Source organism: Pseudoduganella sp. GW821-FHT11H04, from assembly GCF_058807935.1.
Genome location: NZ_JBXARE010000017.1, coordinates 47937 through 71324, shown reverse-complemented (window position 1 = coordinate 71324; position 23388 = coordinate 47937). Strand labels below are relative to the sequence as shown.

At 62.1% G+C, this 23388-nt stretch carries 23 protein-coding genes; 8 read left to right on the top strand and 15 right to left on the bottom strand.

The window, feature by feature from the left end:
- Nucleotides 1-56: 56 nt before the first annotated feature.
- Both AC1RTP_RS25260 and AC1RTP_RS25255 read right to left on the bottom strand, forming a co-directional pair.
- On the bottom strand, nucleotides 57-1340 hold the full coding sequence (locus AC1RTP_RS25260; protein WP_498611399.1) for an EAL and HDOD domain-containing protein: 1284 nt from the start codon (nucleotides 1338-1340) through the stop codon (nucleotides 57-59).
- 55 nt (nucleotides 1341-1395) lie between these two features.
- Entirely contained in the window at nucleotides 1396-2181 is a 786-nt protein-coding gene (locus tag AC1RTP_RS25255) for a class II glutamine amidotransferase (RefSeq protein ID WP_498611398.1), read from the bottom strand.
- Between the two features lie 161 nt (nucleotides 2182-2342).
- On the opposite strand from AC1RTP_RS25255, the gene AC1RTP_RS25250 reads away from it, so the two are divergent.
- Nucleotides 2343-4022: a sensor histidine kinase gene (locus AC1RTP_RS25250; protein ID WP_498611397.1), complete on the top strand. Its 1680-nt coding sequence runs from the start codon at nucleotides 2343-2345 to the stop codon at nucleotides 4020-4022.
- Between the two features lie 7 nt (nucleotides 4023-4029).
- On the opposite strand, the gene AC1RTP_RS25245 is transcribed toward AC1RTP_RS25250, so the two are convergent.
- The 10 genes from AC1RTP_RS25245 to rsmB all read right to left on the bottom strand — a co-directional run bounded on the left by AC1RTP_RS25245 (nucleotide 4030) and on the right by rsmB (nucleotide 12380).
- Complete coding sequence (locus tag AC1RTP_RS25245; RefSeq protein WP_498611396.1) at nucleotides 4030-4416, bottom strand: VOC family protein; 387 nt, start codon at nucleotides 4414-4416, stop codon at nucleotides 4030-4032.
- Nucleotides 4413-5549 (bottom strand): M23 family metallopeptidase, encoded by a 1137-nt coding sequence (locus AC1RTP_RS25240; RefSeq protein ID WP_498611395.1) that lies wholly within the window; start codon nucleotides 5547-5549, stop codon nucleotides 4413-4415. Before AC1RTP_RS25240 ends, AC1RTP_RS25245 begins: the two co-directional genes overlap by 4 nt.
- 33 nt (nucleotides 5550-5582) lie before the next feature.
- On the bottom strand, nucleotides 5583-6098 hold the full coding sequence (locus AC1RTP_RS25235; RefSeq protein ID WP_498611394.1) for a hypothetical protein: 516 nt from the start codon (nucleotides 6096-6098) through the stop codon (nucleotides 5583-5585).
- Between the two features lie 79 nt (nucleotides 6099-6177).
- Entirely contained in the window at nucleotides 6178-6570 is a 393-nt protein-coding gene (locus AC1RTP_RS25230) for a VOC family protein (RefSeq protein ID WP_498611393.1), read from the bottom strand.
- A 110-nt stretch (nucleotides 6571-6680) separates the two neighbouring features.
- On the bottom strand, nucleotides 6681-6938 hold the full coding sequence (locus AC1RTP_RS25225) for a BTH_I0359 family protein (protein WP_498611392.1): 258 nt from the start codon (nucleotides 6936-6938) through the stop codon (nucleotides 6681-6683).
- 54 nt (nucleotides 6939-6992) lie between these two features.
- Entirely contained in the window at nucleotides 6993-7361 is a 369-nt protein-coding gene (locus tag AC1RTP_RS25220) for a GTPase (protein WP_498611391.1), read from the bottom strand.
- Nucleotides 7358-8071: a response regulator gene (locus AC1RTP_RS25215; protein WP_498611390.1), complete on the bottom strand. Its 714-nt coding sequence runs from the start codon at nucleotides 8069-8071 to the stop codon at nucleotides 7358-7360. The genes AC1RTP_RS25220 and AC1RTP_RS25215 overlap by 4 nt, the downstream gene beginning before the upstream one ends.
- A 99-nt stretch (nucleotides 8072-8170) precedes the next feature.
- Nucleotides 8171-10456: a sensor histidine kinase gene (locus AC1RTP_RS25210; protein WP_498611389.1), complete on the bottom strand. Its 2286-nt coding sequence runs from the start codon at nucleotides 10454-10456 to the stop codon at nucleotides 8171-8173.
- On the bottom strand, nucleotides 10457-10990 hold the full coding sequence (locus tag AC1RTP_RS25205) for a DUF4390 domain-containing protein (protein ID WP_498611388.1): 534 nt from the start codon (nucleotides 10988-10990) through the stop codon (nucleotides 10457-10459).
- 64 nt (nucleotides 10991-11054) lie between these two features.
- Complete coding sequence (gene rsmB / locus AC1RTP_RS25200) at nucleotides 11055-12380, bottom strand: 16S rRNA (cytosine(967)-C(5))-methyltransferase RsmB (protein WP_498611440.1); 1326 nt, start codon at nucleotides 12378-12380, stop codon at nucleotides 11055-11057.
- Nucleotides 12381-13103: 723 nt separating this feature from the next.
- On the opposite strand from rsmB, the gene argS reads away from it, so the two are divergent.
- Genes argS through AC1RTP_RS25165 form a run of 7 tightly spaced genes read left to right on the top strand, consistent with a single transcriptional unit; the run spans nucleotide 13104 to nucleotide 19248 of the window.
- Nucleotides 13104-14813, top strand: a complete 1710-nt coding sequence (gene argS / locus AC1RTP_RS25195; protein WP_498611387.1) for an arginine--tRNA ligase — start codon at nucleotides 13104-13106, stop codon at nucleotides 14811-14813.
- Nucleotides 14814-14820: 7 nt separating this feature from the next.
- Entirely contained in the window at nucleotides 14821-15531 is a 711-nt protein-coding gene (locus AC1RTP_RS25190; RefSeq protein ID WP_498611386.1) for an SPOR domain-containing protein, read from the top strand.
- A gap of 12 nt (nucleotides 15532-15543) precedes the next feature.
- Entirely contained in the window at nucleotides 15544-16203 is a 660-nt protein-coding gene (locus tag AC1RTP_RS25185) for a thiol:disulfide interchange protein DsbA/DsbL (protein ID WP_498611385.1), read from the top strand.
- Nucleotides 16204-16207: 4 nt separating this feature from the next.
- Complete coding sequence (locus tag AC1RTP_RS25180; RefSeq protein WP_498611384.1) at nucleotides 16208-16981, top strand: SDR family oxidoreductase; 774 nt, start codon at nucleotides 16208-16210, stop codon at nucleotides 16979-16981.
- A complete protein-coding gene (locus AC1RTP_RS25175; protein ID WP_498611383.1) occupies nucleotides 16978-17763 on the top strand; it encodes a biotin--[acetyl-CoA-carboxylase] ligase in 786 nt (261 codons plus the stop codon). Before AC1RTP_RS25180 ends, AC1RTP_RS25175 begins: the two co-directional genes overlap by 4 nt.
- On the top strand, nucleotides 17760-18533 hold the full coding sequence (locus tag AC1RTP_RS25170; protein ID WP_498611382.1) for a type III pantothenate kinase: 774 nt from the start codon (nucleotides 17760-17762) through the stop codon (nucleotides 18531-18533). The genes AC1RTP_RS25175 and AC1RTP_RS25170 overlap by 4 nt, the downstream gene beginning before the upstream one ends.
- Nucleotides 18534-18549: 16 nt before the next feature.
- A complete protein-coding gene (locus AC1RTP_RS25165; RefSeq protein WP_498611381.1) occupies nucleotides 18550-19248 on the top strand; it encodes an SPOR domain-containing protein in 699 nt (232 codons plus the stop codon).
- On the opposite strand, the gene AC1RTP_RS25160 is transcribed toward AC1RTP_RS25165, so the two are convergent.
- From AC1RTP_RS25160 to mrdA, 3 genes are read right to left on the bottom strand one after another with little or no spacing between them, the layout of a single operon-like run.
- Entirely contained in the window at nucleotides 19235-20215 is a 981-nt protein-coding gene (locus AC1RTP_RS25160; RefSeq protein ID WP_498611380.1) for a septal ring lytic transglycosylase RlpA family protein, read from the bottom strand. The genes AC1RTP_RS25165 and AC1RTP_RS25160 overlap by 14 nt on opposite strands.
- The gene (rodA, locus tag AC1RTP_RS25155) at nucleotides 20212-21327 is read right to left on the bottom strand and encodes a rod shape-determining protein RodA (protein WP_498611379.1); all 1116 of its coding nucleotides are present in this window, start codon (nucleotides 21325-21327) and stop codon (nucleotides 20212-20214) included. Before rodA ends, AC1RTP_RS25160 begins: the two co-directional genes overlap by 4 nt.
- Nucleotides 21328-21336: 9 nt before the next feature.
- Nucleotides 21337-23388, bottom strand: a complete 2052-nt coding sequence (mrdA, locus tag AC1RTP_RS25150; RefSeq protein WP_498611378.1) for a penicillin-binding protein 2 — start codon at nucleotides 23386-23388, stop codon at nucleotides 21337-21339.

The following is a 23388-nucleotide window of genomic DNA, read 5'->3' as shown; positions in this document are numbered from 1 at the left end:
CCTCCTCCGCAAAAAAAAACGGCGCCAAGGCGGCGCCGCTGCCGGTGCGTAAGCCTCTACAGGGCGTATCGCACCACGTTGTCACTCCATTCGAATGCCGACATTTCCAGCTCCACCAGCTCCTCGGTCGAAATCGCGAGGTCGGCCAGCGCGGGCAGGATGCGGGTGTCCATATCTTCCAGTCGCTCGATGCACTCGGCCAGCTTGAGCAGGTCGCCGAAGAAACCGCTGCGGAATACCAGTGCCTCCTGTACCTCATCGCCCATCGGGATCTGCGCCAGAATCTCCATCATCGGGATGCCGAACAAGGTATCCATCAGCGACATGATGCCGACCGTGAAAGCGATATCGGCCACATGACGGTGTGCAGGGCGCAGCTTGGTCGCCAGCAGTTCCAGCAAGCGGCCGCGCGTGGTGGCCAGCATCAGCAATGGCGTCATCGAATGACCGCGCTTGCCCGGCTCCGCGTACAGCATGATCTGCAGCCAGCGCTGCAGCTGACGGCGACCCAGGATATGCACGGCCTGGCTCAGCGAATCGATACGCTGGCGCGCGCCGACAGCCGGCGTATTCACCAGGCGCAGCAGGTTCAGAGCCAGCGACACATCCTTCTTGATGGCACGCTCAATCTCGATATTGTCGGCGTCCGAAGTGACGAGAGTCATTAGCTCCATCACCGCCAGCTGCGACGGCGACAACTTCTTGCCGCTCATGATCACCGGTTTGGCGAAGTAATAGCCCTGGAAGTAATCGCAGCCCAGGTCCAGGCAATTCTTGAATTCGTCGCGGTTCTCGACCTTGCAGGCCATCAGCTTCTTGCCGTCCTGTTTGAAGCGCGGCGCCAGCTTGACCATGCCGTCCAGTGAGATATCGCGCATCGACAGCTTGACGTATTCCACCATCGGCATCAGCGCAGGCAATTGCGGCGAATCGGGATTGATGTCGTCCAGCGAGAAGCGGAAACCGTGGCTCACCAGCTCCGACATGCGCGACAGCACGGCCGGCGCCAGAGTATTGGCAGCGCTAACTTCCAGGACCAGCTTTTCGCGCGGCAGGAAGCCGAAGATATCGCTCAGGATGGCGTCCGCATCAACGTTGACGAAGCCGATAGCATCGCCAATGGTGCGTTCCATGCCCAGTTGAGCGGCATGCGCGATCACGGCGGCGGTAGCCGAGAGCTGAGTAGTATTGATGTTGGCTGGCCCAACCGGAGCGTTGCGAAATAGCAACTCGTAACCAAACAGGGCCTGGTTGCGGTCCAAGATCGGCTGCCGGCCCAGATAAAATTCGCGAACTTTCAGGCTCTGGGAGGCCGCATCGTTGCTGGAAAGGTCGATCATAGGGGAAATTCCTGACGTGTCCTGCCATTTTGGCATCAATTCTTGCCGGTGTCTTCTAAATTTGCTCGAAGTCCCTTTTCTGCGGCAGGCCGTCCACAAAGCATTTCATCTCGCCCGGTACGAAGGGCGTCCATTGCTCATTGGTAGTTAATGGCTGAGTGACGATCACGGCTACCCGGTCGTTTGGCGTGGTGACCTGGGCGAAGTCCACGCTCACGTCCTCGTCGGACAGCTTGGCAGTATCGAAGGGATATTGGCGCACGATGTAATGCAGGTGGGTCGAGCAATGCGCGAACATGGCGCGGCCGTCGGACAGCATCATATTGAAGGTGCCATGGGCGGCAATGCTGCGCACCGTCTTCTCCACCTGGGCGCGCAGCATGGGCAGCGGCGGACAGGTATCGCCAAAGCGCTCGCTCAGCTCCTGCAGGATCAGGCAAAAGGCTTGTTCGCTGTCGGTAGTGCCGACCGGGCGGAACGGGCCATGCAGAACTGGCGCGAACTCTTTCAAGTCGCCGTTATGCGCGAACACCCAGTAGCGCCCCCACAGCTCGCGCACGAATGGATGGCAGTTCTCCAGCATCACCTCGCCCTGCGTGGCCTTGCGGATATGCGCAATCACGTTCTTCGACTTGATCGGATAGTTCTTGATCAGCTCCGCGATCGGCGAATGGATCGCAGCCTGGTGGTCGACAAAGTGGCGCACGCCGGCGCCTTCGAAAAAGGCGATGCCCCAGCCGTCATGGTGGGTATCGGTCTGCCCGCCGCGCAGGGCGAAGCCGGTGAAACTGAACACAATGTCCGTCGGGACATTGCAGTTCATAGCAAGTAATTGGCACATCCCTCAACTTTAACAGGTTGCACGAACGTCGCAGACGGTCGAGATATTACAAGCCATTCCTCTAAAACATGTGGTAATGTTACCATATCATCAAACTCGCGGCCGGTCGATGACTGGAGAATCCGTTGCAAAGGCCACCAATAGTAAGCGGGGGCAATATAATGATCTCCAAGCAATGGTCTCTCTATGCGGCGATTAGCCCCATGAAAAACTTCATTCTTCATGATGTCGACACAGCGCGCGGCCCGGTGCCAAACAGATATTGGCTCGCCTACGCGGGGGTAGCAATCGCCATTCTCGTCTTTAGCTGCTTCGCGCTGTTTGGTTCGCGGCTGAGTGGCCCCAATTTGCAAGCGCACACCGCCATCGAGATCTCCGGCTTTTTTGCCGGCCAGACGCTTGCTGTCATGCTTCTCGTGCTCTTGCTGATTGAACGGCATCGCTACCGGAACTGCTGGGCCATCTGCAGCCTGGCCAGTATGAGCCTGCTGGATGGCTTCCACGCCTTATGCCCGGTGGGACAAGACTTCGTATGGCTGCATAGTCTGGCCACATGCTGCGGCGGCCTTTTCATGTGGGCCTCGACATCGCAACGCTTCATCCGCACTTCATCGATCCTGCGCATCGTGGGCGTACTGTATTTGCTGGCGATCGCAATTGGCGCGTTCTCTTTTATCGCGCCCGGCCAGGTTCCCCTGATGGTGCTGGACAAACAATTTACCCCGTTCGCCCAATTGCTGAACTTTAGCGGCGGCGTCGGCTTCATTTTTGCGTCGAATTACTACTTCACCCAAACAAGGGAGGACAACGCCGAACATGCGTGGACATTCTTCCTTTTCAGTTTGCTCTTTGGCCTGGCTGGCATCTGCTTCGTGTTCGCCGATATCTGGACCAGCATGTGGTGGGGCTGGCACGGCTTGCGCTTGTTCGGATACCTGCTGGTGATTGCAGAACTGGTGCTGGTCTTCACGCGCGGGCGCAGCCAGCTAATCGAAATCAATGAGCAGCTTGACCAGCGCGTGACTGAACGCACGACCGATTTGAGCGAAGCCTTGCTGCGATTGCAGCAGACGCAGCGTGAGCTCGTGCAGTCCGAAAAACTCGCCTCACTCGGCTCAATGGTGGCGGGGATTTCCCATGAACTGAATACGCCGCTGGGCATTTCGGTCACCGTACTAACTTCAGTGAGCGATCGCCTCCACAACTTGCAGGACCAGTTCGAACAGGGGCAGCTAAAGCGCTCCACCCTGCAGCAAGGCATGGCGGATCTCGATGAGGGCTTGTGCATCATGGAGCGCTCAGTCCTACGCGCAGCGGAACTCGTTTCCAGTTTCAAACAGGTGGCCGTTGACCAGACATCCGAACGGCTTCGCAAATTTGACCTGCGAAAGATGATCGACGAACTGCTCTGCACTTTGCAGCCGGCCTGGAAGAAGCAGCCAATTGAAGTCCGCAATGAAACCCCGGCAGGCATCCTCTGCCGCTCACTGCCCGGCAGTATCGGCCAGATTGTGATCAACCTTTGCCAGAACGCCGTGCTGCATGCCTTTGAAGGCAGGCCGCAAGGCTTAATCAGGATTGTCGGCTCGCGCACCGAAGCAGGCATTGAAATCCGTGTCATCGACGACGGCGCCGGCATACCGCCGGCGGCGCTGTCCCGCATCTTCGAGCCGTTCTACACGACCAAACTTGGACAAGGCGGCTCGGGACTGGGCCTATCGGTCTCGCACCGCATCGCCACCACCATCCTCGGTGGTGAGTTGGACGTCACCTCGGTAGTAGGGAAAGGCACGACGTTCTACCTGCGCCTGCCTCTGCGAGCACACGTCAAGCGCACGTGAATTCAGCTTATGCGACTGTCGCGCTCACCATGACGTAATAACCGTCGGGATCACGAAGGGCAAACTCCATGGTTCCGGTGCTGGGATTCATTGCCGGCTCCTCCGCCAGCGTTCCGGCCATGGCGTGCGCCCGCGCTAGCGTTGCGTCAAAGTCGTCCACGCGGAAGAAGAGGAGAAGTCCATTGCCAGGCTGCGCCAGCCCAGGACTGGCCAGCGTGGGGTGATCATGCGAACCCCATTGGTGAAGGCAAAGCAAGACCGTGCCATCGTCATCCACGATCTGCCCGAAATGTTGGTGGGCAGGCCCTGCCTGCGGCTGGCCAAACAAGGTCTGGTACCAGCTGAAGCTGCGTGCTACATCAGCGACGCCGATGATGGTCCAGGTACGCTTCATGGGAAGCGGACAACCGCATTTTCGGTTGGAATTTCAAGCTGCCGCTTGTCGGCCTTGGTGGTCAGCCACTCCTTCCAGCCCCCCTCAGCGAGCAGTTTTTTCGATGGCAGCTCCCCTTGGAAATCGAACGAATCGAGAACGTATGGCAGGCCTTCCGCTCCAAGCGGTGAATTACCGTCGCTAACGTGGAAGTGCAAATGCGGCGCATCCGAATTGCCGGAGTTGCCGAGCAAGGCCAGGGTCTGGCCACGCTTCACACGTTCGCCGACTTTAACGCGGATGCTGTTCGGCTGAAGGTGAGCGTAGAACGCGAAGTTGCCGCCGCCCAGGTCAAGGATGAGGTAATTGCCGCCGACCGTTTCAAGATTGATCGGGACAGCCTTCTTCGCAGCGGTCGGATCGTTATCCGGAATCCCATCCTTCACATCGACCACGGTGGCATTCGCAACCGCCAAAACTTCTGCGCCATACGCCGCCCAGTTCGCGTTCTTCGCCGGGTCGCCGCTGAAAGCCAAGCCCCCTTTTCCAATCCGCGTCCAGTCAGCCGCGAAGCGTTGCGCTATCCGCGCCTTGCCATCGACCACCACGATAGTGCGGCGATGGACCGAAGTGTTCGACATGCCGCTCAACGCGACCCAGCCCTGACCGCGCAACGGTGGGCTGATCGCAACCGGCGCGGCCTGGCGAACTGCCACCTCTGCGCCATCAACGTAGATATCTTCACCCTGCTCGTCCGGCTTGAAGAAAAGCCGATGCACCAATACGCGCGGAACATCCGCCGGCTTTTCGAATACGAGATCAAGAAGGACTACCGCCCGCATTCCGCCGCCGATCACCCGCTTATCCTGCAAATCCGCCGGAGCGCCGGGACGCACCAGGCGCTCCTTGAGTGCCGGCCCTTCAACGCTATGCAGGAATGAGCGGTCCGTCCCACCTTTCGCCACCGCTACACGCGACAGCTCAAGACTCTTCGCGCGGAAATTGGTGATGTGCAGTTCGTAAAGAAGATGAATTTTGCCGTCAGCCTGGACAGGCGTCGGCGCCGCCGGGATTTCAAGATCAACTGGCATGCCCACCGAAAGCTTTTGCGCTGGGGCCATGCCGGAACACAGCGCCAGGCCGATGGCGAACAATCCAACCAGAAATCGCCTGATCATCTCTGCCTCCTAGCTACGCAGGGCGCGAATGCAGCTCACCTTGCCCTTCAAAGTTCTCTGCAGCCCCGGCACCATGGAACAAACCACGTCACTCTCCTCTACCGACACGCCCCAAAAGATCCATCGCATTTCGCGCTCAAGACGAGTGCCTCGCTCTACTCTGAGATAGGTCAGGATATTAGGCTCGTTATCGAAAAGTTGGGCATTGCGCGGCGAAAGCTCTGTCTTGCATTCGGCAGACTTCAGCGACATCCGCGTGCTCCGTGCCTTTTCCATTTCTACGCCAAGAGACTCCAGCGCATTTTTCGAGCGCTCTTGGCAATCGGCTTCGTTGACAGTTTCCTCAAGCGCCACTGCTTCGATTGATCGCCTTTTGCTCTCAAACATGATGCGCACTTCAAGATACACAGGATTCCTGATCACTTCAGGATTCTGCGAATCGTCCGTTCCCCTAGCGAGGCCAACACCTTTTGCGACCACGGCCAATACCGCCAGCAAGCCCACGGCTTTCAGCAAATCGTTCATCTTTTACCCGCCCAGACGGGATTATCTTGGAAAGATTGAAATCATAGCTTGCAGATCACAAGCATATTCTCTCCAATAGTCACTCGCCGGTGTTCGGAGCAAAGTTAAGCTCGACGCCGTTCCCGGCCGGGTCAGTGAGGAAAATCTGAATCTGCTGCGTTGCAGGGACAACGGCAACGCGGTATTGGATGCCGCGCCGATTCAGCTCCTGCTCGTATTCCGCCTGCCCGCTGCAACGAAAGGCCGCATGATCGAACGTGCCAAGCGGCTTGGCGGCCCGGTTTTCCTCTGGCCCCGCCTCGGATAAATGCAGGATTGGATATCCCCCAGCATAAAGCCAGTATCCAAAACTGCGAAACGGGGGACGCTGGCCGACTTCGAGGCCAACAACCTCGCAATAGAAATCGCGCAATTCATCGAGCAAAGCCCGAGGGGCGCGAAGGTTGTAATGACTGAAACCGATCGTAGGCATTTGAACTCAAGACGTGCGACTCCGGCGATGCGAAGGAGGGAACGGGCAGCCAGCAGACGGCTGCCCATGGCGGGGATACGTAGTTGCCCCACGGAAGGAATGCCTGAAACTTAGTGCAGCAGCACCGGCTGGCTCATCAGTGCTTCGTAATTGCCCAGGAAGTCATCGATCTCCTCGATGGTGGGCTCGCTGGCGATTAATTCGTTAACGTCGCGGCGGAAGTTCTGCGCCATGACCCCGGCAATGAAGATTTCGCGTTTGCCGCCTTTGTCCACGATTTCGTAACCGCCAAAGCGCAGGGCTTCGAGGCTACGGTCCGGACCGAATTCGACAACGCTGTATTGCTCGCTGTTATAAATCAGGTTCATATGGCTTCCTTCACGTTTCGTTTCCAAACCGAGATGGGGCTGTCCTAGCCATTTTCAAGCGTTCAGTACCGGCTCCAGGCGCAGCAAGGCGTCGTAGGGTGCCGCTTCAAGCATGGCGCGCAGGCTATCCACGTGGGTGGCATCAGCCAGGCTGATAAAGAGCTGCGCCGGGGGACGGCGCAAGAGACGGTTCAATGTAACACGTAAGACAAGATTACCGGCGCAGCATAGGCAGCCGTGGGCGATTCGATGTACCTGCGGCTGCCATGCCGTCGGGTCACTTTCATCATATACCAAACTGGAATTCCCGTCGGCCAGACCTTCCAGGATGACGGCAGTAGGTACGCCAGGCGACAAAACGGCCGCAATCGCGCTCTCGCGCGCTGCGGCCGTCGGACCTGTGACCAGGGTGGTTGGAATCAAGCCTGGTTCTTTTTCGACAGCTTGCCCGGCTCCACGCCCAGCTGCTTCAGCTTGCGGTACAGGTGGGTGCGTTCCAGCCCGGTCTTCTCGGCCACACGGGTCATGCTGCCGCCTTCGCGGCCCAGGTGGTGTTCGAAGTACATGCGCTCGAACGCGTCGCGTGCTTCGCGCAGCGGCAGGTCGAACGACAGGTTAAAGATCGGGTTGTCGCCGTTCACCGCACGCGCCATGCCCAGGTTATGGGTCACCGGCTGCTGCACCGCTTGCGACTGGCCAAAGCTGGTTTCTTCAACCGGCGCCGGCATGACCGGACGCGATGCCATGACCGGCGCTCGCACCGCTTCCTGCGCTCGGCTAAGGCCAGCCTGCACGGCCTTAAGCAGCTTTTGCATCGCAATCGGCTTTTCCAGGAAATTCATGGCGCCGATGCGGGTCGCCTCCACCGCTGTATCGATGGTCGCGTGACCGGACATCATGATCACCGGCATGGTCAGCAAGCCATCGCGCTGCCATTCCTTGAGCAGCGTAACGCCGTCCGTGTCGGGCATCCAGATGTCGAGCAGGACCAGGTCGGGCGTCCCCGCTGCACGCGCCGCGCGTGCCTGCTGGGCGTTCTCCGCCAGCGTCACCGCGTGGCCTTCATCGCCCAGGATTTCCGAGAGCAACTCCCGGATGCCCATTTCATCATCAACTACGAGAATGTTTGCCATGTACCCCTTGCCCCTTCCCTCATTTTGTCGCCTTCTACGCAGGCATTCTATACCTGTCTGGGCGACAATGATTTTATAAGTCCAACAATATTATGCCAACTACACCGACGCCAACTTTAACAGCAAAATCAGCACCGACGCACCACTTCTATCGTCACGGTTCTGGATATCGATCCGGCCCCCGTGTTCCTCGATAATCTTCTTCACCATTGCCAGGCCCAAACCGGTGCCTTTTGCCTTCGACGTGACGTACGGTTCGAAGGCATTGGCCAGGATCTTTGGCATGAATCCGGGGCCATTGTCCGAGATCGAGAGGCGCACTGCAATACGTGTGCCGCCGTCCGCACTCTGGTAGATGATGCCTTCCGTGACCACGTCGATGCGCGGCTCGACGTCCAGGGGCGGATGCTCCTGGAGCGCGTCCTGCGCATTTTGCAGCAGGTTGTGGATCACCTGGCGCAATTGGGTCTCGTCGCCCATGATCATGGGCAGTACCGGCGCCAGGTTGGCGTGGATGATGTCGTTGCCCTCACCGCTGACGTACAGGTGCAGGATTTCCTCCACCAGGGAGTTCAGGTCCAGCGGCTGCAGTACCGCGGGCGGGGTGCGGGCGTAATCGCGGAAGTCGTCGACCATGCGTTTCATGGCGGCGACCTGGTTGACGATGGTGGTGGAGGCTTTGTTGAGCAATTCCACATCGGTGCCGGCGAGCTTGGATTCAAGCTTCATTTGCAGGCGTTCGGCCGACAGCTGGATAGGCGTCAGCGGGTTTTTGATTTCGTGTGCCAGGCGGCGGGCCACTTCACCCCAGGCGATCGAGCGCTGGGCCGAAATCACGTCGGTGATATCGTCGAACACGACGATATAGCCGGTGCCGGTTTCCAGCGGCAGTCGCGAGCCGCGCGTCAGCAGGATCTGTTCATTGTCTTCGGGACTGCCAGGCTTGCGCGGAATTTCGATCTGGCGCTGCCAGTGCAGGCGCGCCACGTTGCGGCCGGCGGCAGTCTGCGCACTTTGGGCCGAGAAGGCGGAGATGATGGCGGCCGCAAATTCCTGCATGCCGTCCACTTCGGACAGTGGCTGGCCAATCAGTGTCACGCCAGCATGCTGCAGGATGCGTTCGACCGAGTCGTTGCAGGTAACCAGGCGGAATTCGGAATCGAGCACCATCACGCCCGCCGACATATTTGCCAGCACCGATTCAAGGTGGGCCTTGGCGTTCTGCAGCGCGATGCGGTTGCGCTCAACAGCGCTGCGCGCTTCGGACAGCTGGCGCGTCATGGTGTTGAAGGACTGGGTCAGCGTGCCCAGTTCGTCCGAGCTAGCGACGATTGGACGAGGCGACAGGTCACCCTCGGCTACGGCGCGGGTACCTTCGGCCAGCAGCAGCAGCGGCTGCGCCAGGTCATTTGCGATCAGGAAGGCCGCAGCAATGGCGCCGAACACCGCCAGCAGCAAGGTCAGGGTCAGCGTTTCGATATACATCTTGCGCAGGCCGACGCGGGCCACGAAGCGCTCTTTGTATTCGGAGAAGGCGGTACGCAGCATTTCGCCATTGCTGGCCAGCTTTTGCGGTACGGCCTGGATGATCTGCAGGTAGCGCGGCGCGAGGTGGGCGCCGGAGGGCTGCACGGGATCGGGGATGGCCATCAGCACGCGCAGGCGCAGCACGCTGTTGGCATCGAGGGGAGCCGGTTGCGGGGCGCCGACATGGTCGTCGCGCAGCTCGCCGCCGCCTTCGTAGGCTGCATAGGCAGGGTCTTCCTTTGCCTTGCCTAGCATGACGGCGCTTGGCAAGTCGGCAGACAGGTTGACGCGGCGCTCGCCCATGGCGGAGACGATCAGGCCACCGTCGGCATCGACGATGATGGCGCTCTGGGTGCCGGGATGGCGGCGTACGAAGCGGGCCAGCGTGGCCGGAGCGGCGTAAAACGGGTCTTCGGCCAATTGGCGCACCGTGCCGCGCGCCTGGGCCTCCAGTTCGGCCAGCGATTCGTCCAGCGCCGAGCGGCCCAGGTCCAGGCCCGCGTCCAGCGCTTCTTCCACCCGAACGTTGAACCAGGAATCGATGGAGTGCGACACAAACTGCACCGACACCAGGAAGATCACCAGGCCGGGCAAAACGCCGATGGCGGCAAACAGCACCACCAGCCTTGTCATCAGCTTGGAGCCGAACTTGCCGCTTTTATAGCGTGAATAAAGGCGGAACAGCGATACGCCGACCAGCACCACCAGCGCCACCGCGACGGAAGCGTTCAGGCCAAGCAGCCAGCCGTAGTAGCGGTCGAAAAAGCCGGAGTTGTCGGAAGCGGAAGCGAGCAGGAACAGCAATATGCTGCAGGTCGCGCCAGCGACGACAAACAAATACCTAAGGGCCGATCTCACTTACTCAGCCCTGTATTGGAAGGTTTTCTGTTTGGACGAGAGTCGCCACTCGCTGTTGTTGAAGGCATTGACCTGGATCGGTTTGGGCAGGAAATCCTTGTCCATACCCATCTTCAAGGTCACGTTATACGTTTTGCCCACCTCCAGGGCTCCGCGCGGCGCCACTACCCAGCGGGTAGGCCGGCGGATGAAAAACAGGGCTTCGTCCAGCGTCTGGAAAGGCTGGGCGACGGAGCCGATGATCTTGACGTGGTACTGGCGTGTGAGCACGTCGTACCAGAGTTTGTAGGTGCGCTTGGCGGTGACGGCTTTTTCGTCGAACCAGTACCAGCGCGGTCGGGTGAAGCTGATTTCGGTGGTGAAGTGCAGCGAAACGCCCGACTGCACGGCGTCTTCCAGGCCGTGGCTCAACTCAAAGGAATAGGCTGACGACAGGCGATAACCCTCTTCCGCCGCCTCGATATAGGCGCGCGTGATCTCCACCCCGTCGTCGGAGGCGTGTGCGGCGTGCGGTAACGCACACGCAAGCGTCAACAGCAACTGCCAGCAAAGGAGTCGAAAAAATCTTTGGATCACTTGCCTGGTGCTCGTCAAAGGGTCACGCATCTTTCTGGAACAATGCGTAGAACAAACCATCGTGATCCTGCTCGGCGCCGCCCAAAGGCAGCAATTGGCCGGGTGCATCGAGGCGGGTGGCGCGGTTACGCACCGCGAAAGCGGCCGCCTGCGCCTCGGACTCCTGCGGCCACAACGAACATGTCACGAACAGCAATTTACCATTCGGGGCGAGCATTCGCCAAAGATTGTCGAGAATTTCCGAGGAAAGTGTTGCAAGTTGACGGGTGTCGCTCTTGCGGCGCAGCCAGCGGATATCCGGGTGGCGGCGCACGATGCCGGAGGCCGTGCAAGGCACGTCGGCCAGGATGCGGTCGAACTGCTGGCCGTCCCACCAGGCGTCGGTTTGGGCTTCGGCTGGCTGCAGGCTTGCTTGCAGTTGCAGGCGGTCGAGGTTTTCCTGGACGCGCTGCAGGCGCTTTGGATCGGCGTCCAATGCTGTCAATTTGACATCGGCAAGTTCCAGGATATGGCAGGTTTTGCCGCCCGGCGCGGCGCAGGCGTCCAGCACGCGCATGCCTGGCTGGACGTCCAGCAGCGGTGCCGCCAGCTGCGCGCCGGCGTCCTGCACCGAAACGTCGCCTTCTGCGAAGCCCGGGATCTGGGCGACCGGCACCGGCTTGGCCAGGCGCACGGCGTAAGGGCCGATCTGCGCGGCGTCGATGCCTTCGTTGGACAGGCGGGCCAGGTAGTCGGCCGCAGTGGTGCGGCGGCTGTTCACGCGCAGCGTCAGCGGCGGCGCCTCGTTACCCGCGGCCAGCAGCTTTTCCCAGTCTTTCGGATAGGCGGTGATAACGGCGTCGATCCACCATTGCGGGTAATTGTATTTGGCTTCCGGCAGCTGCATGGCTTCGCCCAGCAACTCGTCTTTCTCACGCAGGAAACGGCGCAGCAGGGCATTGACCATGTTCTTGGCGCGCGCGGTGTCCGGGTGGGAGCCGGCGGCCGTGACGGCCTGGTCGACCACGGTGAAGGCTTCGTACGGGGCCGGGCTGCCGTCGGCCGGGTGCATCAGCGGCAGGGCCGCGGACAGCAGGGCCTGGACCATCGGGTCCGGGGCTTTTGGCGCCATCAGGCCGATCAGTATTTCGCTCAGGGCCAGCTGACGCATGGCGCGGTAGGAGATGTCCTGGATCGCGCCGCGGGCTTGCGGTTGGGCGTTATTGGCGGCGAATACCGTTGCCAACGCTTGCGGCAGGGCCATGCCCTGCTGCACCTGGACGGCTGCCGTTGCTGCGCCCAGCAGGGCGAAGGACAGGGAATCTTGCTTCAGTTCGGATTGGAAATCGGTCTGCACGCGCGGCTTCAGGTCGCGGTGATGGCTTTCGCGGACGGCAGGCTTGGCTGGTGCGCGTGGCGCTGCCGGCGCGTCTGCCCCACGGGCCGCTGGCTTGCGGGCCGCCCAAGGCGAGCCAGAACCGGCGCCCTCGCCGCCCGCCGCACGACCGAAGTCGCGCTGATTGCTGCCGGAGCGCGAATCATTGCGGAATTCCGCGCCTTCGCGCTTGCCGAAGCCGCGCTGGCCGCCTTCGCCGCGGCTTTCGCGATCTGGACGTGGGGCGAATGCGCGCTGTTCGCGGTCGCCGCGACCTTCGCTGCGGCCCTCGCCACGGTTTTCACGGTCCGAGTGAGCGCCAAAGCCGCGCTGGGCGACCTCGCCGCTCGGGCGTGGGCCGCCGGTGCGCGGAGCCGATTCGCCGCGGGATTGCCCTGCAGGGCGCGGCCCCGACGGACGCGGGCCAGCCGAGCGCGCGGCGCCCTCTCCCTGCGCGCGAGGCGCCTTGGCCGCCGGCGCTGCCGGTTTAGCCTTGGGTTTGAGGGATAAAGTTGAGCGCTCTTTCTTAGTCATTGCAATCCTGTCATCGCGCCCGCCAGCAGCGGAGCGGCCCTGTGCGGCCACCAATTCGCGGTAAATCTGTGAAAACCAAGATTGTACCCGGGATAGGCCCCCTAACCCTTTGTTTTGCCCCGATTTACCGGTTCTGGCAAACAAGTATAATGTTCCTCTTTCAGACGTTCCTCAGCTACTCACATGCTCGCCCAACAAAAGCAAGAGATCATTTCCCTGTTCCAGGCCGCCCTCGCGCCGATCCTGGAAGGTTCCGACGTTAAAGCCAACGTGGTGCTGGAGCGTCCGCGCGATGCCTCGCACGGCGACGTCGCCTGCAATATCGCCATGCAGCTGGCCAAGCAACTGAAAATGAACCCGCGCGAACTGGCGCAGAAGATCGTCGCAGCCCTGCTGGAAAACCCGGCCGGCAAGCAGCTGGTGGCCGCAGCCGACATCGCCGGCCCAGGCTTCATCAACCTGCGCGTGAGCGACGCCGCCAAACAGTCCGTGGTCAAGAGCGTGCTGCAGCAGGGCGCTGCCTTCGGCCAGAGCGAATCCCTGGCCGGCAAGAACGTCATCATCGAGTTCGTCTCCGCCAACCCGACCGGCCCCCTGCACGTAGGCCACGGCCGCCAGGCGGCCCTGGGCGACGCCCTATCCTCGCTGTTCGAAGCGCAAGGCGCCAAAGTCACCCGCGAGTTCTATTACAACGACGCCGGCGTCCAGATCCAGACCCTGGCCAACTCGGTCCAGTGCCGCGCCAAGGGCTTCAAGCCGGGCGACGCGGAATGGCCTGAATCGGCCTACAACGGCGACTACATCGCCGACATCGCCGCCGACTTCCTGGCCAAGAAGACCGTATCCGCCTCGGACGGCCAGCCAGTGACCGGCTCCGGCGACGTGGAAGACATTGAAAACATCCGCGCCTTCGCAGTGACCTACCTGCGTAACGAGCAGGACATCGACCTGCAAGCCTTCGGCGTGAAGTTCGACAACTACTACCTGGAATCCTCGCTGTACTCCGACGGCAAGGTGGAAAAAGCTGTTGAAGCGCTGGTCGCCAACGGCCACACCTACGAAGACGGCGGCGCGCTGTGGCTGCGCACCACCGACTACGGTGACGACAAGGACCGCGTGATGCGCAAGACCGACGGCGGCTACACCTACTTCGTGCCTGACGTCGCCTACCACATCGTCAAGTTCCAGCGCGGCTTCACCCAGGCGATCAACATCCAGGGTTCCGACCACCACGGCACCATCGCCCGCGTGCGCGCCGGCCTGCAAGCCGTCGGCCTGGGCGTTCCGCAAGGCTTCCCTGACTACGTGCTGCACAAGATGGTCACCGTGATGAAGGACGGCGCCGAGGTGAAAATCTCCAAGCGAGCCGGCTCCTACGTGACCGTGCGCGACCTGATCGAATGGTCCGGCGGCGGCGACATCACCAAGGGCCGCGATGCCGTGCGCTTCTTCCTGATCTCGCGTAAAGCCGACACCGAATTCGTGTTCGACGTCGACGTCGCGCTGAAAACATCGGACGAAAACCCGGTCTACTACGTGCAGTACGCCCACGCGCGCATCTGCCGCATGCTGGCCAACTGGGGCGGCGACGAAGCCTCGGTGGCCAACGTCGACCTGTCGCCGCTGACCGCGCCGACCGAAGCGACCCTGCTGGCCGCCCTGGCCCAATACCCAGAGGTGCTGGCCCGCGCCCAGGCCGAACTCGGCCCGCACCAGGTAGCTTTCTACCTGCGCGACCTGGCAGCCGCCCTGCACTCCTTCTACTTCGCAGAAAAAGTGCTGGTGGAAGACGAGGCGACCAAGCTGGCCCGCGTGGCCCTGATGGTTGCCACCCGCCAGGTGCTGCGCAACGGCCTGGCGCTGATCGGCGTTTCCGCTCCTAACCAAATGTAAGGTCCACATGGCTTTTCGCTCCATGCGCATTTCGTCGCGCCGGCAAGAAGGCAATACGCTCGTTGGCTTCATCATCGGCCTGGTCATCGGCCTGGTCATCGCCGTCGTCGTTGCCCTGAGTATCACCAAGGGCCAGTCGCCCTTCACCGACAAGGCGCCGAAGAATGGCAAGCCGACCGATGAAGCGTCCGGCCAGATCGCCGATCCGAACAAGCCGATGTACGGCAGCAAGGATGCGGTGAAAAAGGCCAACAGCGAATTCGAGCGCGAAGCCGCCGCCAAGCCGGCTGCGACGGACGAACTGCAAAAGGTGGTGGACACGATCCAGGCCAAGGGCCAGGCTGCCGCACCGGCGCCGGCTGCAAAGCCGCCTGCGGCTCCGGCTCCTGCCGTCACCTCGCCTGGTGCACCGCCGCCTGTCAACAGCGCTGCTCCGCCAGCGCAGGCAGCGGCTCCCGCCCCTGCACTGCCTGGCGAAGACAAGTTCGTGTACTACCTGCAGGCTGGCGCCTTCCGTGAAGTGGGCGATGCGGAAAACACCCGCGCCAAACTGGCTTTGCTGGGTTTTGAAGCAACCGTTTCCGACCGCGCCACCGACTCCGGCGTCCTGCACCGCGTTCGCATGGGTCCTTTCACCCAAGTGGAAGCCATGAACAAGGTGCGTGCCAAGCTGTCTGAAAACGGCGTTGACGTGGCGGTAGTGCGCAACCAGAAATAAGGGAGTGTCGCGATGATCAAGCAATTCCTGGCCGTGCTCCTGTTCGGAGTTTCCTTTGCTGCGACCGCGTCGCCGACCGCTCCGGTGCTCGATGTCGACTACCAGAAGCTGGTGGAGCGCCAGCCGGTCGATACCGGCAAGAAGGTTGAGGTCATCGAGTTCTTCGCCTACTACTGCCCTCATTGCTACGCTTTCGAACCAGGCATTGCGGCATGGGCAAAGAAACAGGGCGACAACATCGTCTTCAAGCGCGTGCACGTGGGCACCGGCCCGGCTGTGCTGCCGCAGCAGAAACTGTTCTTCACGCTCGATGCAATGGGCCTGCTGGAGCAGTACCACCAGAAGGTGTTCGATGCCATGCGCGCGCAGCTCGGCGCCTTGCGCGACGATGCGGCCGTGATGGAATGGGCTGCCAAGGAAGGCATCGACAAGAACAAGTTCGCCGAGACTTATAACGGATTTGGCGTGTCGGGCAAAGTGCGCCGTACCGAACATATGATGGGCGACTATCGCGTCGATTACTGGCCGATGGTAATCATCGACGGCAAGTACATGACATCGCCTTCGCAAGTTAAAAAAGGCACACCGGTGTCGAGCGAAGAGCAATTGCACGCCAACGCGCTGACCGTCATGGACTTCCTGGTCTCAAAGGCGAAGGCGGAGAAGAAGTAAGGCCTTGAAGCGCGTATTCATCACCGGCGCTTCCAGCGGCATTGGCGCGGCCCTGGCGGCGCACTACGCTGCGCAAGGCTGCACCATCGGCCTGCTTGGCCGCCGCGCCGATGCGCTGCAGGCACTGGCTGCCTCCCTGCCCAATTCCTCGCTCCACCGCTGCTACGCGGTTGACGTGACCGACCATGCGAGCCTGCGCGGCGCCGCGGAATCCTTCCTTGAACATGCCAGCGGCTGCGATATCGTCATCGCCAGCGCGGGCATTTCGCATGGCACCATCACCGAACTGCCGGAAGACTTGCCGGTGTTCGAATCGATCATTGCCACCAACGTCACCGCCACTGTGGCCACCTTCTCGCCTTTCATCGGCGCCATGCGAGCGCAGGGAACGCCGGCGCGGCTGGTGGGCATCGGCAGCGTTGCCGGCGTGCGTGGGCTGCCGGGCGGTGGCGCCTATAGTTCGTCGAAGGCTGCGGTGCGCGTGTATTGCGAGTCCTTGCGCGTTGAACTGCGCGGCACCGGGATCAAGGTTGTCACCATCGCGCCGGGCTACGTCGACACCCCGATGACGAAGAAGAATAAGTACGCCATGCCTTTCCTGATTCAGCCGGCCCCTTTCGCGGCGGCAGCTGCACGTTGCATTGCGCGCGGCGACAGCTACCGCGTGGTGCCGTGGCAGGCAGGCTGGATCGCGCGACTGCTGCGGGTGCTGCCGGACTGGCTGTACGACCGCGCTTTCGCCAAGGCGCCGCATAAGGCGCGCAAAGGCACCACATGAATGCAAATCCCCTCTCCGCTGCGGCGATCCACGCGCTGGTAGCCGATAGCGCTTCCCATGTCGCCATCGAGGTCGTGGACGAAACCGGCTCCACCAATGCCGACCTGCTGGCGCGCGTGCCCTTGCGTGGCCCGCTGCTGCGCGTGGCCGAGCGGCAAACCGCCGGCCGTGGCCGCGCGGGGCGCAGCTGGCTTTCCGCACCGGGTGCGTCGCTGACGTTCTCCGTCGCGTGGCCATTCCGCGCACCGCTGCACCGCATGGTGGGCCTCCCGCTGGCGGTTGGCGTGGCGCTGGCCGAAACCGTGACTGGCCTCGGCGTGCCGATTCAGCTGAAGTGGCCGAACGACATGCTGAAGGATGGCGCCAAGCTGGCCGGCATCCTGGTCGAAACGCAGGCCGCACAAGATGGCACGATTTGGGCCGTCATCGGCTGCGGCATGAACCTGTTGATGCCGGACGAAATGGAAGCCGCCATCGGCCGCGAAGTCTCGTCGGCTCCTTGGCTGGCGCAGATGGACCGCAATGCCCTGCTAGCGCAATTACTGAGCCGCCTGTGCGCGGTGCTGGCGGAATTCGACGATACCGGCTTTGCCTCCTTCACCGAACGCTGGAACGCGCTGCAAGCCTGGCGCGGACAGCCGGTGCGGTTGCTCGACCAGGGCGTGGTCCGGCAGGAAGGCCTGGCAGCAGGCGTCGACGACCAGGGCCGCCTGCTGCTAGACACGCCATCCGGCCGCGTGGCCGTGCTGTCGGGCGACGTTTCGCTGAGGCTCGCGCCATGAGTTACGACCTGCTGATCGACGCGGGCAATACCCGCATCAAATGGGCCCTCGCCGCCCCCGGCGCCGCCCTCGGCGACTGGCACGCCCAAGGCGCCCACATGCACGCCGACGCCGCCGACTTCCCAGCGGCCCTCAGCGCAGCGCTCTCCGCCGCCGCCATGCCAGCCATCGGCCGCGTGCTGATCGCTAACGTGGCCGGGCAAGCCGTGTGCGACATGCTGACAGGCTGGCTGGCCGCGCCGCAGCTCGGCATCGCGCCGCAAGCCATCGAATGGTTCGCCTCCGTTCCGCAACGCGCCGGCGTACGCAACGCCTACCGCAACCCATCGCAACTGGGCAACGACCGTTTCGCCGCCGCCATCGGCGCGCATGCGCTGTGCCCCGGCAAGGACATCGTGGTCGCCAACTGCGGCACCGCCACCACCATCGACGCCATCACCAAGGACGGCACCTTCCTGGGCGGCATGATCCTGCCCGGCCTGGGGCTGATGGCAACGAGCCTGGCAAAGAACACTGCCCAACTGCCGCAAATCAAACCTGGCAGCAAACTGCCGGAAGGCTTCGCCGACAACACCGACGACGCCATCCTGACTGGCTGCCTGGCCGCGCAAGCCGGCGCGATCGAACGCGCATTTGAGCTGCACCAGGCCGCAGAGTGTATTATTTCGGGCGGCGCCGCGCCCTATGTGGCGCCTGCGGTCCCGGTACCGCACCGCCATGTCGACAATATTGTGATGATAGGCCTGCACGCCGCACTGCGTAGCGCCTGACCCGTATGGAGTGCCTGTGCTGAAACTGATCTTCGCCCTGCTGCTTGCCGCCAATGCCGCGCTGTTCGCGTACGGCAAAGGCTATCTCGGCCAGTTCAGCGGCAATGAACACGAACCGGCGCGCCTGCAGAAGCAGCAGAATATCGATAAGCTGCAGCTGATCAGCGCCAGCAAGGCGGAAGGGGCTGCCGCCGCCGCCGCTCCACCGCCGCCGCCGCCGGTGTCGCGCGAAGAACCGGCCACCGTCGCCTGCTTCGAAGTTGGTAATTTCCAGCTGGCCGAAGCGCGCAAATTCGAGGACCGCCTGTCGCCGCTGGAACTGGGCGATCGCCAGTTGCGGAAAAACGTACCGGGCCAGGAGGTTTCCAGCTACATCGTGCATATCCCGCCGCAGGCCAGCCGCGCCGCCGCGGAAAAGAAAGCCGACGAGCTGCGCGCGCTCGGCATCACCAATTTCTTCGTATTGAATGAAAGCTCGCCGCTGAAATGGGGCATTTCACTGGGCGTGTTCCGCACCGAAGCGGCGGCCCAGGCGCAACTCGCCGCGCTGAACAAGCAAGGCGTGCAAACCGCCCGCATTGCGCCGCGCTATAGCAGCAACCACGAACTGTACTTCCAGTTCCGCGAGATCAGCGAAGACGCCAAAGGCCGCATCGCCAAAATTGCCGCCAAGTTCCCTGAGCAGGAAACCCGCGAGTGTACTAACGCTCGATAACGATAGGCTTCAAGCGGAAGCTCGAAGGCAGCGCCTTGCCCGCTGCCTGGGCATCTTCCCGGCTCGCATAGGGGCCAGCGAACAGGCGATAGAACTTGCCCGCCTGCTCCACATCCAGCTTCAAGCCGGCATCGCTGGCTTCCAGCCGCTTGCGCAAGCCGTCTGCGCCGTCTTCACGCGCGTAGGATCCCAATTGCAGGTAGAAGCCCGATTCGGCCGACCCGCCGTCCAGCCGTACGGCCTTGGCCTCGTCGCCGCTGGAGGAGACCAGCATCGGCGCCGCTTTCGGCATAGCCTGCGCCTGTTGCGTCGGCGCCGGCGAGGAACCGCGTGCAGCAATGATTCGTTCAATCTCGGCCGGCGGAATGTGCACTACTTCCAGCTGACTGCTGCCATTGACCAGCAAGCCAAGCTTCAGCGCCGCCGTGTAGGAAACGTCGATGATGCGCGTCGAATGGAAAGGCCCGCGGTCGTTGATACGCACCACCACCGAATTGCCATTGCTTACATTGGTTACCCGCGCATACGAAGGAATCGGCAGCGTAGGATGCGCCGCCGTCATCTTGTACATATCGTAGATTTCGCCCGACGAAGTACGCTGGCCATGGAACTTCTTGCCGTACCAGGTACCCGGCCCGCGCTGCTTGAATTCAGCACCCAGCGCGGTCGGCTTGTAGGTCTTGCCGAATACAACGTAAGGACGGTTCGAGTACGGCAGCAAAGGATCGTTGCGCACCTCCGCATCCGGCACTTCGAGCAGGCCAGCCGGCGGGTTTTCGCCCGGGCCATCGTCCTGGTAATACGCCCCGCGTCCGGAACCTGCCGCCGGCAAGGCTGGAATCCCGGGCGCCGGCTTGGCCGTCACCGGTGCGGGCGCCTTGCGCGAAGGCGTTTCGGTCGGCGTGGTGCCGCAGGCCGCCAGCAGCGCGGCCGCAGCGAGAGGAAGGAGTCGGTATGCTTGTTTCATGTCTGCACCAGCTTTCTATGCCGTTGAATCGACATCAGGATGCCCGAGCCCAGGCCCAGCGTCAGCAGCGCCGTGCCGCCATAGCTGATGAATGGCAGCGGCACGCCCACTACCGGCAGGATGCCGCTCACCATGCCCATATTGACGAAGGCATAGGTGAAGAAAATCATCGTAATGGCGCCCGCCAGCAAACGCGTGAACAGGTTCGGCGCATTGGAAGCGATCATCAGCCCGCGCCCAATCAGCAGCAGGTAGAGGAACATCAGGATCAGGTTGCCCACCAGGCCGAACTCCTCGGAGAACACGGCGAAGATGAAGTCCGTGGTGCGCTCAGGGATGAACTCCAGGTGCGCCTGGGTACCCTGGGTCCAGCCCTTGCCGGTAATGCCGCCGGAGCCGATCGCAATGGTCGACTGGATGATGTGGAAGCCCTTGCCCAGCGGGTCGGACGTTGGATCAATCAGGGTCATGATACGTTCGCGCTGGTAGTCGTGCATCATCGACCAGGCAATCGGCAGGCAGGCCGCGCCCATCAGCACCAGCGCCAGGATCGCCTTCCATGCCAGGCCGGCAAGGAAAATCACGCAGGCCCCGGCCGCCACCACCAGCAGCGCCGTACCCAGGTCGGGCTGGCGCGCAATCAGGGCCACCGGCACCAGGAGCAGCACCGCGCCCAGCGCATAAGCGTGCCAGCGCAACTGCCCGTGGCGCTGCTGGAAATACCAGGCCAGCATCAAGGGCACCGCGATCTTGGCGAATTCGGACGGCTGGATCTGCGCAAAGCCCAGGTTCAGCCAGCGGCGCGCGCCGAGTTTGATAGTACCGAACAGCGCCACCGCCAGCAGCAGCGACACCGTCACCACATAGGCCGGCAGCGCAATGCGCATCATGTTCTGCGGCGAGATATTCGCCACGAACCACATCACCAGGAAGGACATGGCGATATTGCGCAGCTGGTCCTCGATCTTGCCGGGAATGCCGATACTGGCAGAATACAAGGCGACCAGGCTGGTCGCCAGCAGGAACACGATGACCAGCATCAGCGGGCCATCGAACACCGTCACATAGGGGCGCATGCGCCGCCACAGTGATCGCCGTTCATTGATAGGCATGCTGCCTCCTTACTGTTTCTTGCGCGGCGGGCCGAGCGGCGGCTTCTCCGCTGCAGGGGCCGGCGCCGGCGCAGGTTGATCCGATGGCGGCTGGGCCGCGGCGCGGCGTTCGGCGGCCGCCTCCACGTCCGCTTCAGGCAAGTCTTCCACCGGCACGTTGACCGCGTCTTCCTTCGGTACTGGCGTAGTGTCCTTGCCTTCCGGACGCTTGCCGAGCAGCCAGTAGTCCAAAACCTTGCGCGCGATCGGCGCCGCTTCCGCACCGCCGAAGCCCGCGTTTTCTACGATCAGCGCCAGCACGATTTTCGGCTTGTCGGCCGGAGCGAAGGCGGTGAACCAGGCGTTGTCGCGCAGGCGCTCGTCAATCTTGGAGGCGTTGTATTTCTCGTTGGCCTTGATCGCCACCACCTGCGCGGTACCGGTCTTGCCGCCCACGCTATAGCCGGCGTTCAGGAAAGCGCGGTACCCCGTCGCACCGGGCTCGGTCGTCACCCCCACCATCGCATTCTTGATGAATTCGACGTTGTCTTTCTTGAGCGGGATGCGGTAGCTTTCCTTCGCCACGGTCAGCGCGCGCTTGCGGGTGCCGCCGTCTTCGATGATCTTCACCAGGTGGGGCTTCATCACCACGCCGTCGTTGGCCAGGTTGGCCACGGCGTGCGCCACCTGCAGCGGGGTGTAGGAGTTGTAGCCGGAACCGTTGGACACCGAAATCGTATCGCCGCCCACCCACTTGCCGGCCTGCGGATTCTTGCGGAAGCGGGCGCGCTTCCATTCCTGCGACGGCAGGATGCCGGTCTTTTCGTTCTCCAGGTCGATGCCGGTCTTTTCGCCGAAACCGAAAGGCTTCATGAAGTCGTGGATCAAGTCGATCCCCATGTCGCGGCCCAGGATGTAGTAGTAGGTATTGCAGGACACCACGATTGACTTGCGCATATCGACCGTGCCGTGGCCGCCCGCCACGTCGTCGCGGAACTTGTGGTCACCCAGGTAGAAGAAGCCCGGATCGAAGATCGCTTGGCTGGTGGTGCGCTTGCCGGTTTCCAGCGCGGCCAGCGCCATGAAAGGTTTAAAGGTCGAACCGGGCGCATAGGTGCCGGACAACGGACGGTTCATCAGCGGCCTGTCCAGCGAAGTATTGAGTTCGTTCCAGCTTTGCGCATCGATGCCGTCGACGAACAGGTTGGGGTCGTAGCCCGGGCGCGACACATAGGCCAGCACGTCGCCGGTGGCAGGCTCGATCGCCACAAGGGCGCCGCGGCGCTCGCCGAAAGCTTCTTCCGCCACCTTCTGCAGTTCGATATCGACCGACAGGATCAGGTTCGAGCCCGGCGTGGCAGGAGTGCGCGACAGCGTGCGGATGGCACGCCCGCCGGCGGTTTTTTCGACTTCCTCGTAGCCGGTGATGCCGTGCAGCTGGCGCTCGTAGCTCTTTTCCAGGCCTTCCTTGCCGATGTATTCGGTGCCGTTGTAATTGGCTTCGTATTCGGTGCCTTCCAGCGCCTTGGCTTCGGCCTGGTTGATGCGGCCGATGTAGCCCACCACGTGCGAAGCCACTTCGCCCAGCGGATATTGGCGGAACAGGCGCGCCTGGATATCCACGCCAGGGAAGCGGAAACGGTTGGCGGCAAAGCGCGCCACTTCTTCGTCGCTCAGGCGGCTGCGCAGGGGAATGCTGGTGAAGCTCTTGGACTCTTCCATCAGCTTCTTGAAGCGGCGGCGGTCCTTAGGCTGGATGTCGACCAGCTTGGCCAGTTCGTCGATCACGTCTTCCAGCGGCGCCGCCAGCTTGGATGGCGTGAGTTCCAGCGTAATGGCGGAGTAATTGCGCGCCAGGACCACGCCATTGCGGTCCAGGATCAGGCCGCGGTTAGGCACGATCGGCACCACCGCGATGCGGTTGTCCTCGGCCTTGGCGATGTAGTCGCTATGCTTGACGACCTGCAGCCAGATGAAACGCGCCAGCAGCAACGCGAAGCAAAAAAACACCAGCCCGCCCAGTACAGACAGGCGCACCCGGAAGCGGTGCAGGTCTTGCTCTGTATTCTTAAACTCGGTCAT

What these genes read in the sequence shown, in the direction of transcription:
- AC1RTP_RS25260 (WP_498611399.1), bottom strand. Translation starts at nt 1,340, where the DNA reads ATGATCGACCTTTCCAGCAACGATGCGGCCTCCCAGAGCCTGAAAGTT.
- AC1RTP_RS25255 (WP_498611398.1), bottom strand. Translation starts at nt 2,181, where the DNA reads ATGTGCCAATTACTTGCTATGAACTGCAATGTCCCGACGGACATTGTG.
- AC1RTP_RS25250 (WP_498611397.1), top strand. Translation starts at nt 2,343, where the DNA reads ATGATCTCCAAGCAATGGTCTCTCTATGCGGCGATTAGCCCCATGAAA.
- AC1RTP_RS25245 (WP_498611396.1), bottom strand. Translation starts at nt 4,416, where the DNA reads ATGAAGCGTACCTGGACCATCATCGGCGTCGCTGATGTAGCACGCAGC.
- AC1RTP_RS25235 (WP_498611394.1), bottom strand. Translation starts at nt 6,098, where the DNA reads ATGAACGATTTGCTGAAAGCCGTGGGCTTGCTGGCGGTATTGGCCGTG.
- AC1RTP_RS25230 (WP_498611393.1), bottom strand. Translation starts at nt 6,570, where the DNA reads ATGCCTACGATCGGTTTCAGTCATTACAACCTTCGCGCCCCTCGGGCT.
- AC1RTP_RS25225 (WP_498611392.1), bottom strand. Translation starts at nt 6,938, where the DNA reads ATGAACCTGATTTATAACAGCGAGCAATACAGCGTTGTCGAATTCGGT.
- AC1RTP_RS25215 (WP_498611390.1), bottom strand. Translation starts at nt 8,071, where the DNA reads ATGGCAAACATTCTCGTAGTTGATGATGAAATGGGCATCCGGGAGTTG.
- argS (WP_498611387.1), top strand. Translation starts at nt 13,104, where the DNA reads ATGCTCGCCCAACAAAAGCAAGAGATCATTTCCCTGTTCCAGGCCGCC.
- AC1RTP_RS25190 (WP_498611386.1), top strand. Translation starts at nt 14,821, where the DNA reads ATGGCTTTTCGCTCCATGCGCATTTCGTCGCGCCGGCAAGAAGGCAAT.
- AC1RTP_RS25185 (WP_498611385.1), top strand. Translation starts at nt 15,544, where the DNA reads ATGATCAAGCAATTCCTGGCCGTGCTCCTGTTCGGAGTTTCCTTTGCT.
- AC1RTP_RS25175 (WP_498611383.1), top strand. Translation starts at nt 16,978, where the DNA reads ATGAATGCAAATCCCCTCTCCGCTGCGGCGATCCACGCGCTGGTAGCC.
- AC1RTP_RS25170 (WP_498611382.1), top strand. Translation starts at nt 17,760, where the DNA reads ATGAGTTACGACCTGCTGATCGACGCGGGCAATACCCGCATCAAATGG.
- AC1RTP_RS25160 (WP_498611380.1), bottom strand. Translation starts at nt 20,215, where the DNA reads ATGAAACAAGCATACCGACTCCTTCCTCTCGCTGCGGCCGCGCTGCTG.
- rodA (WP_498611379.1), bottom strand. Translation starts at nt 21,327, where the DNA reads ATGCCTATCAATGAACGGCGATCACTGTGGCGGCGCATGCGCCCCTAT.
- mrdA (WP_498611378.1), bottom strand. Translation starts at nt 23,388, where the DNA reads ATGACCGAGTTTAAGAATACAGAGCAAGACCTGCACCGCTTCCGGGTG.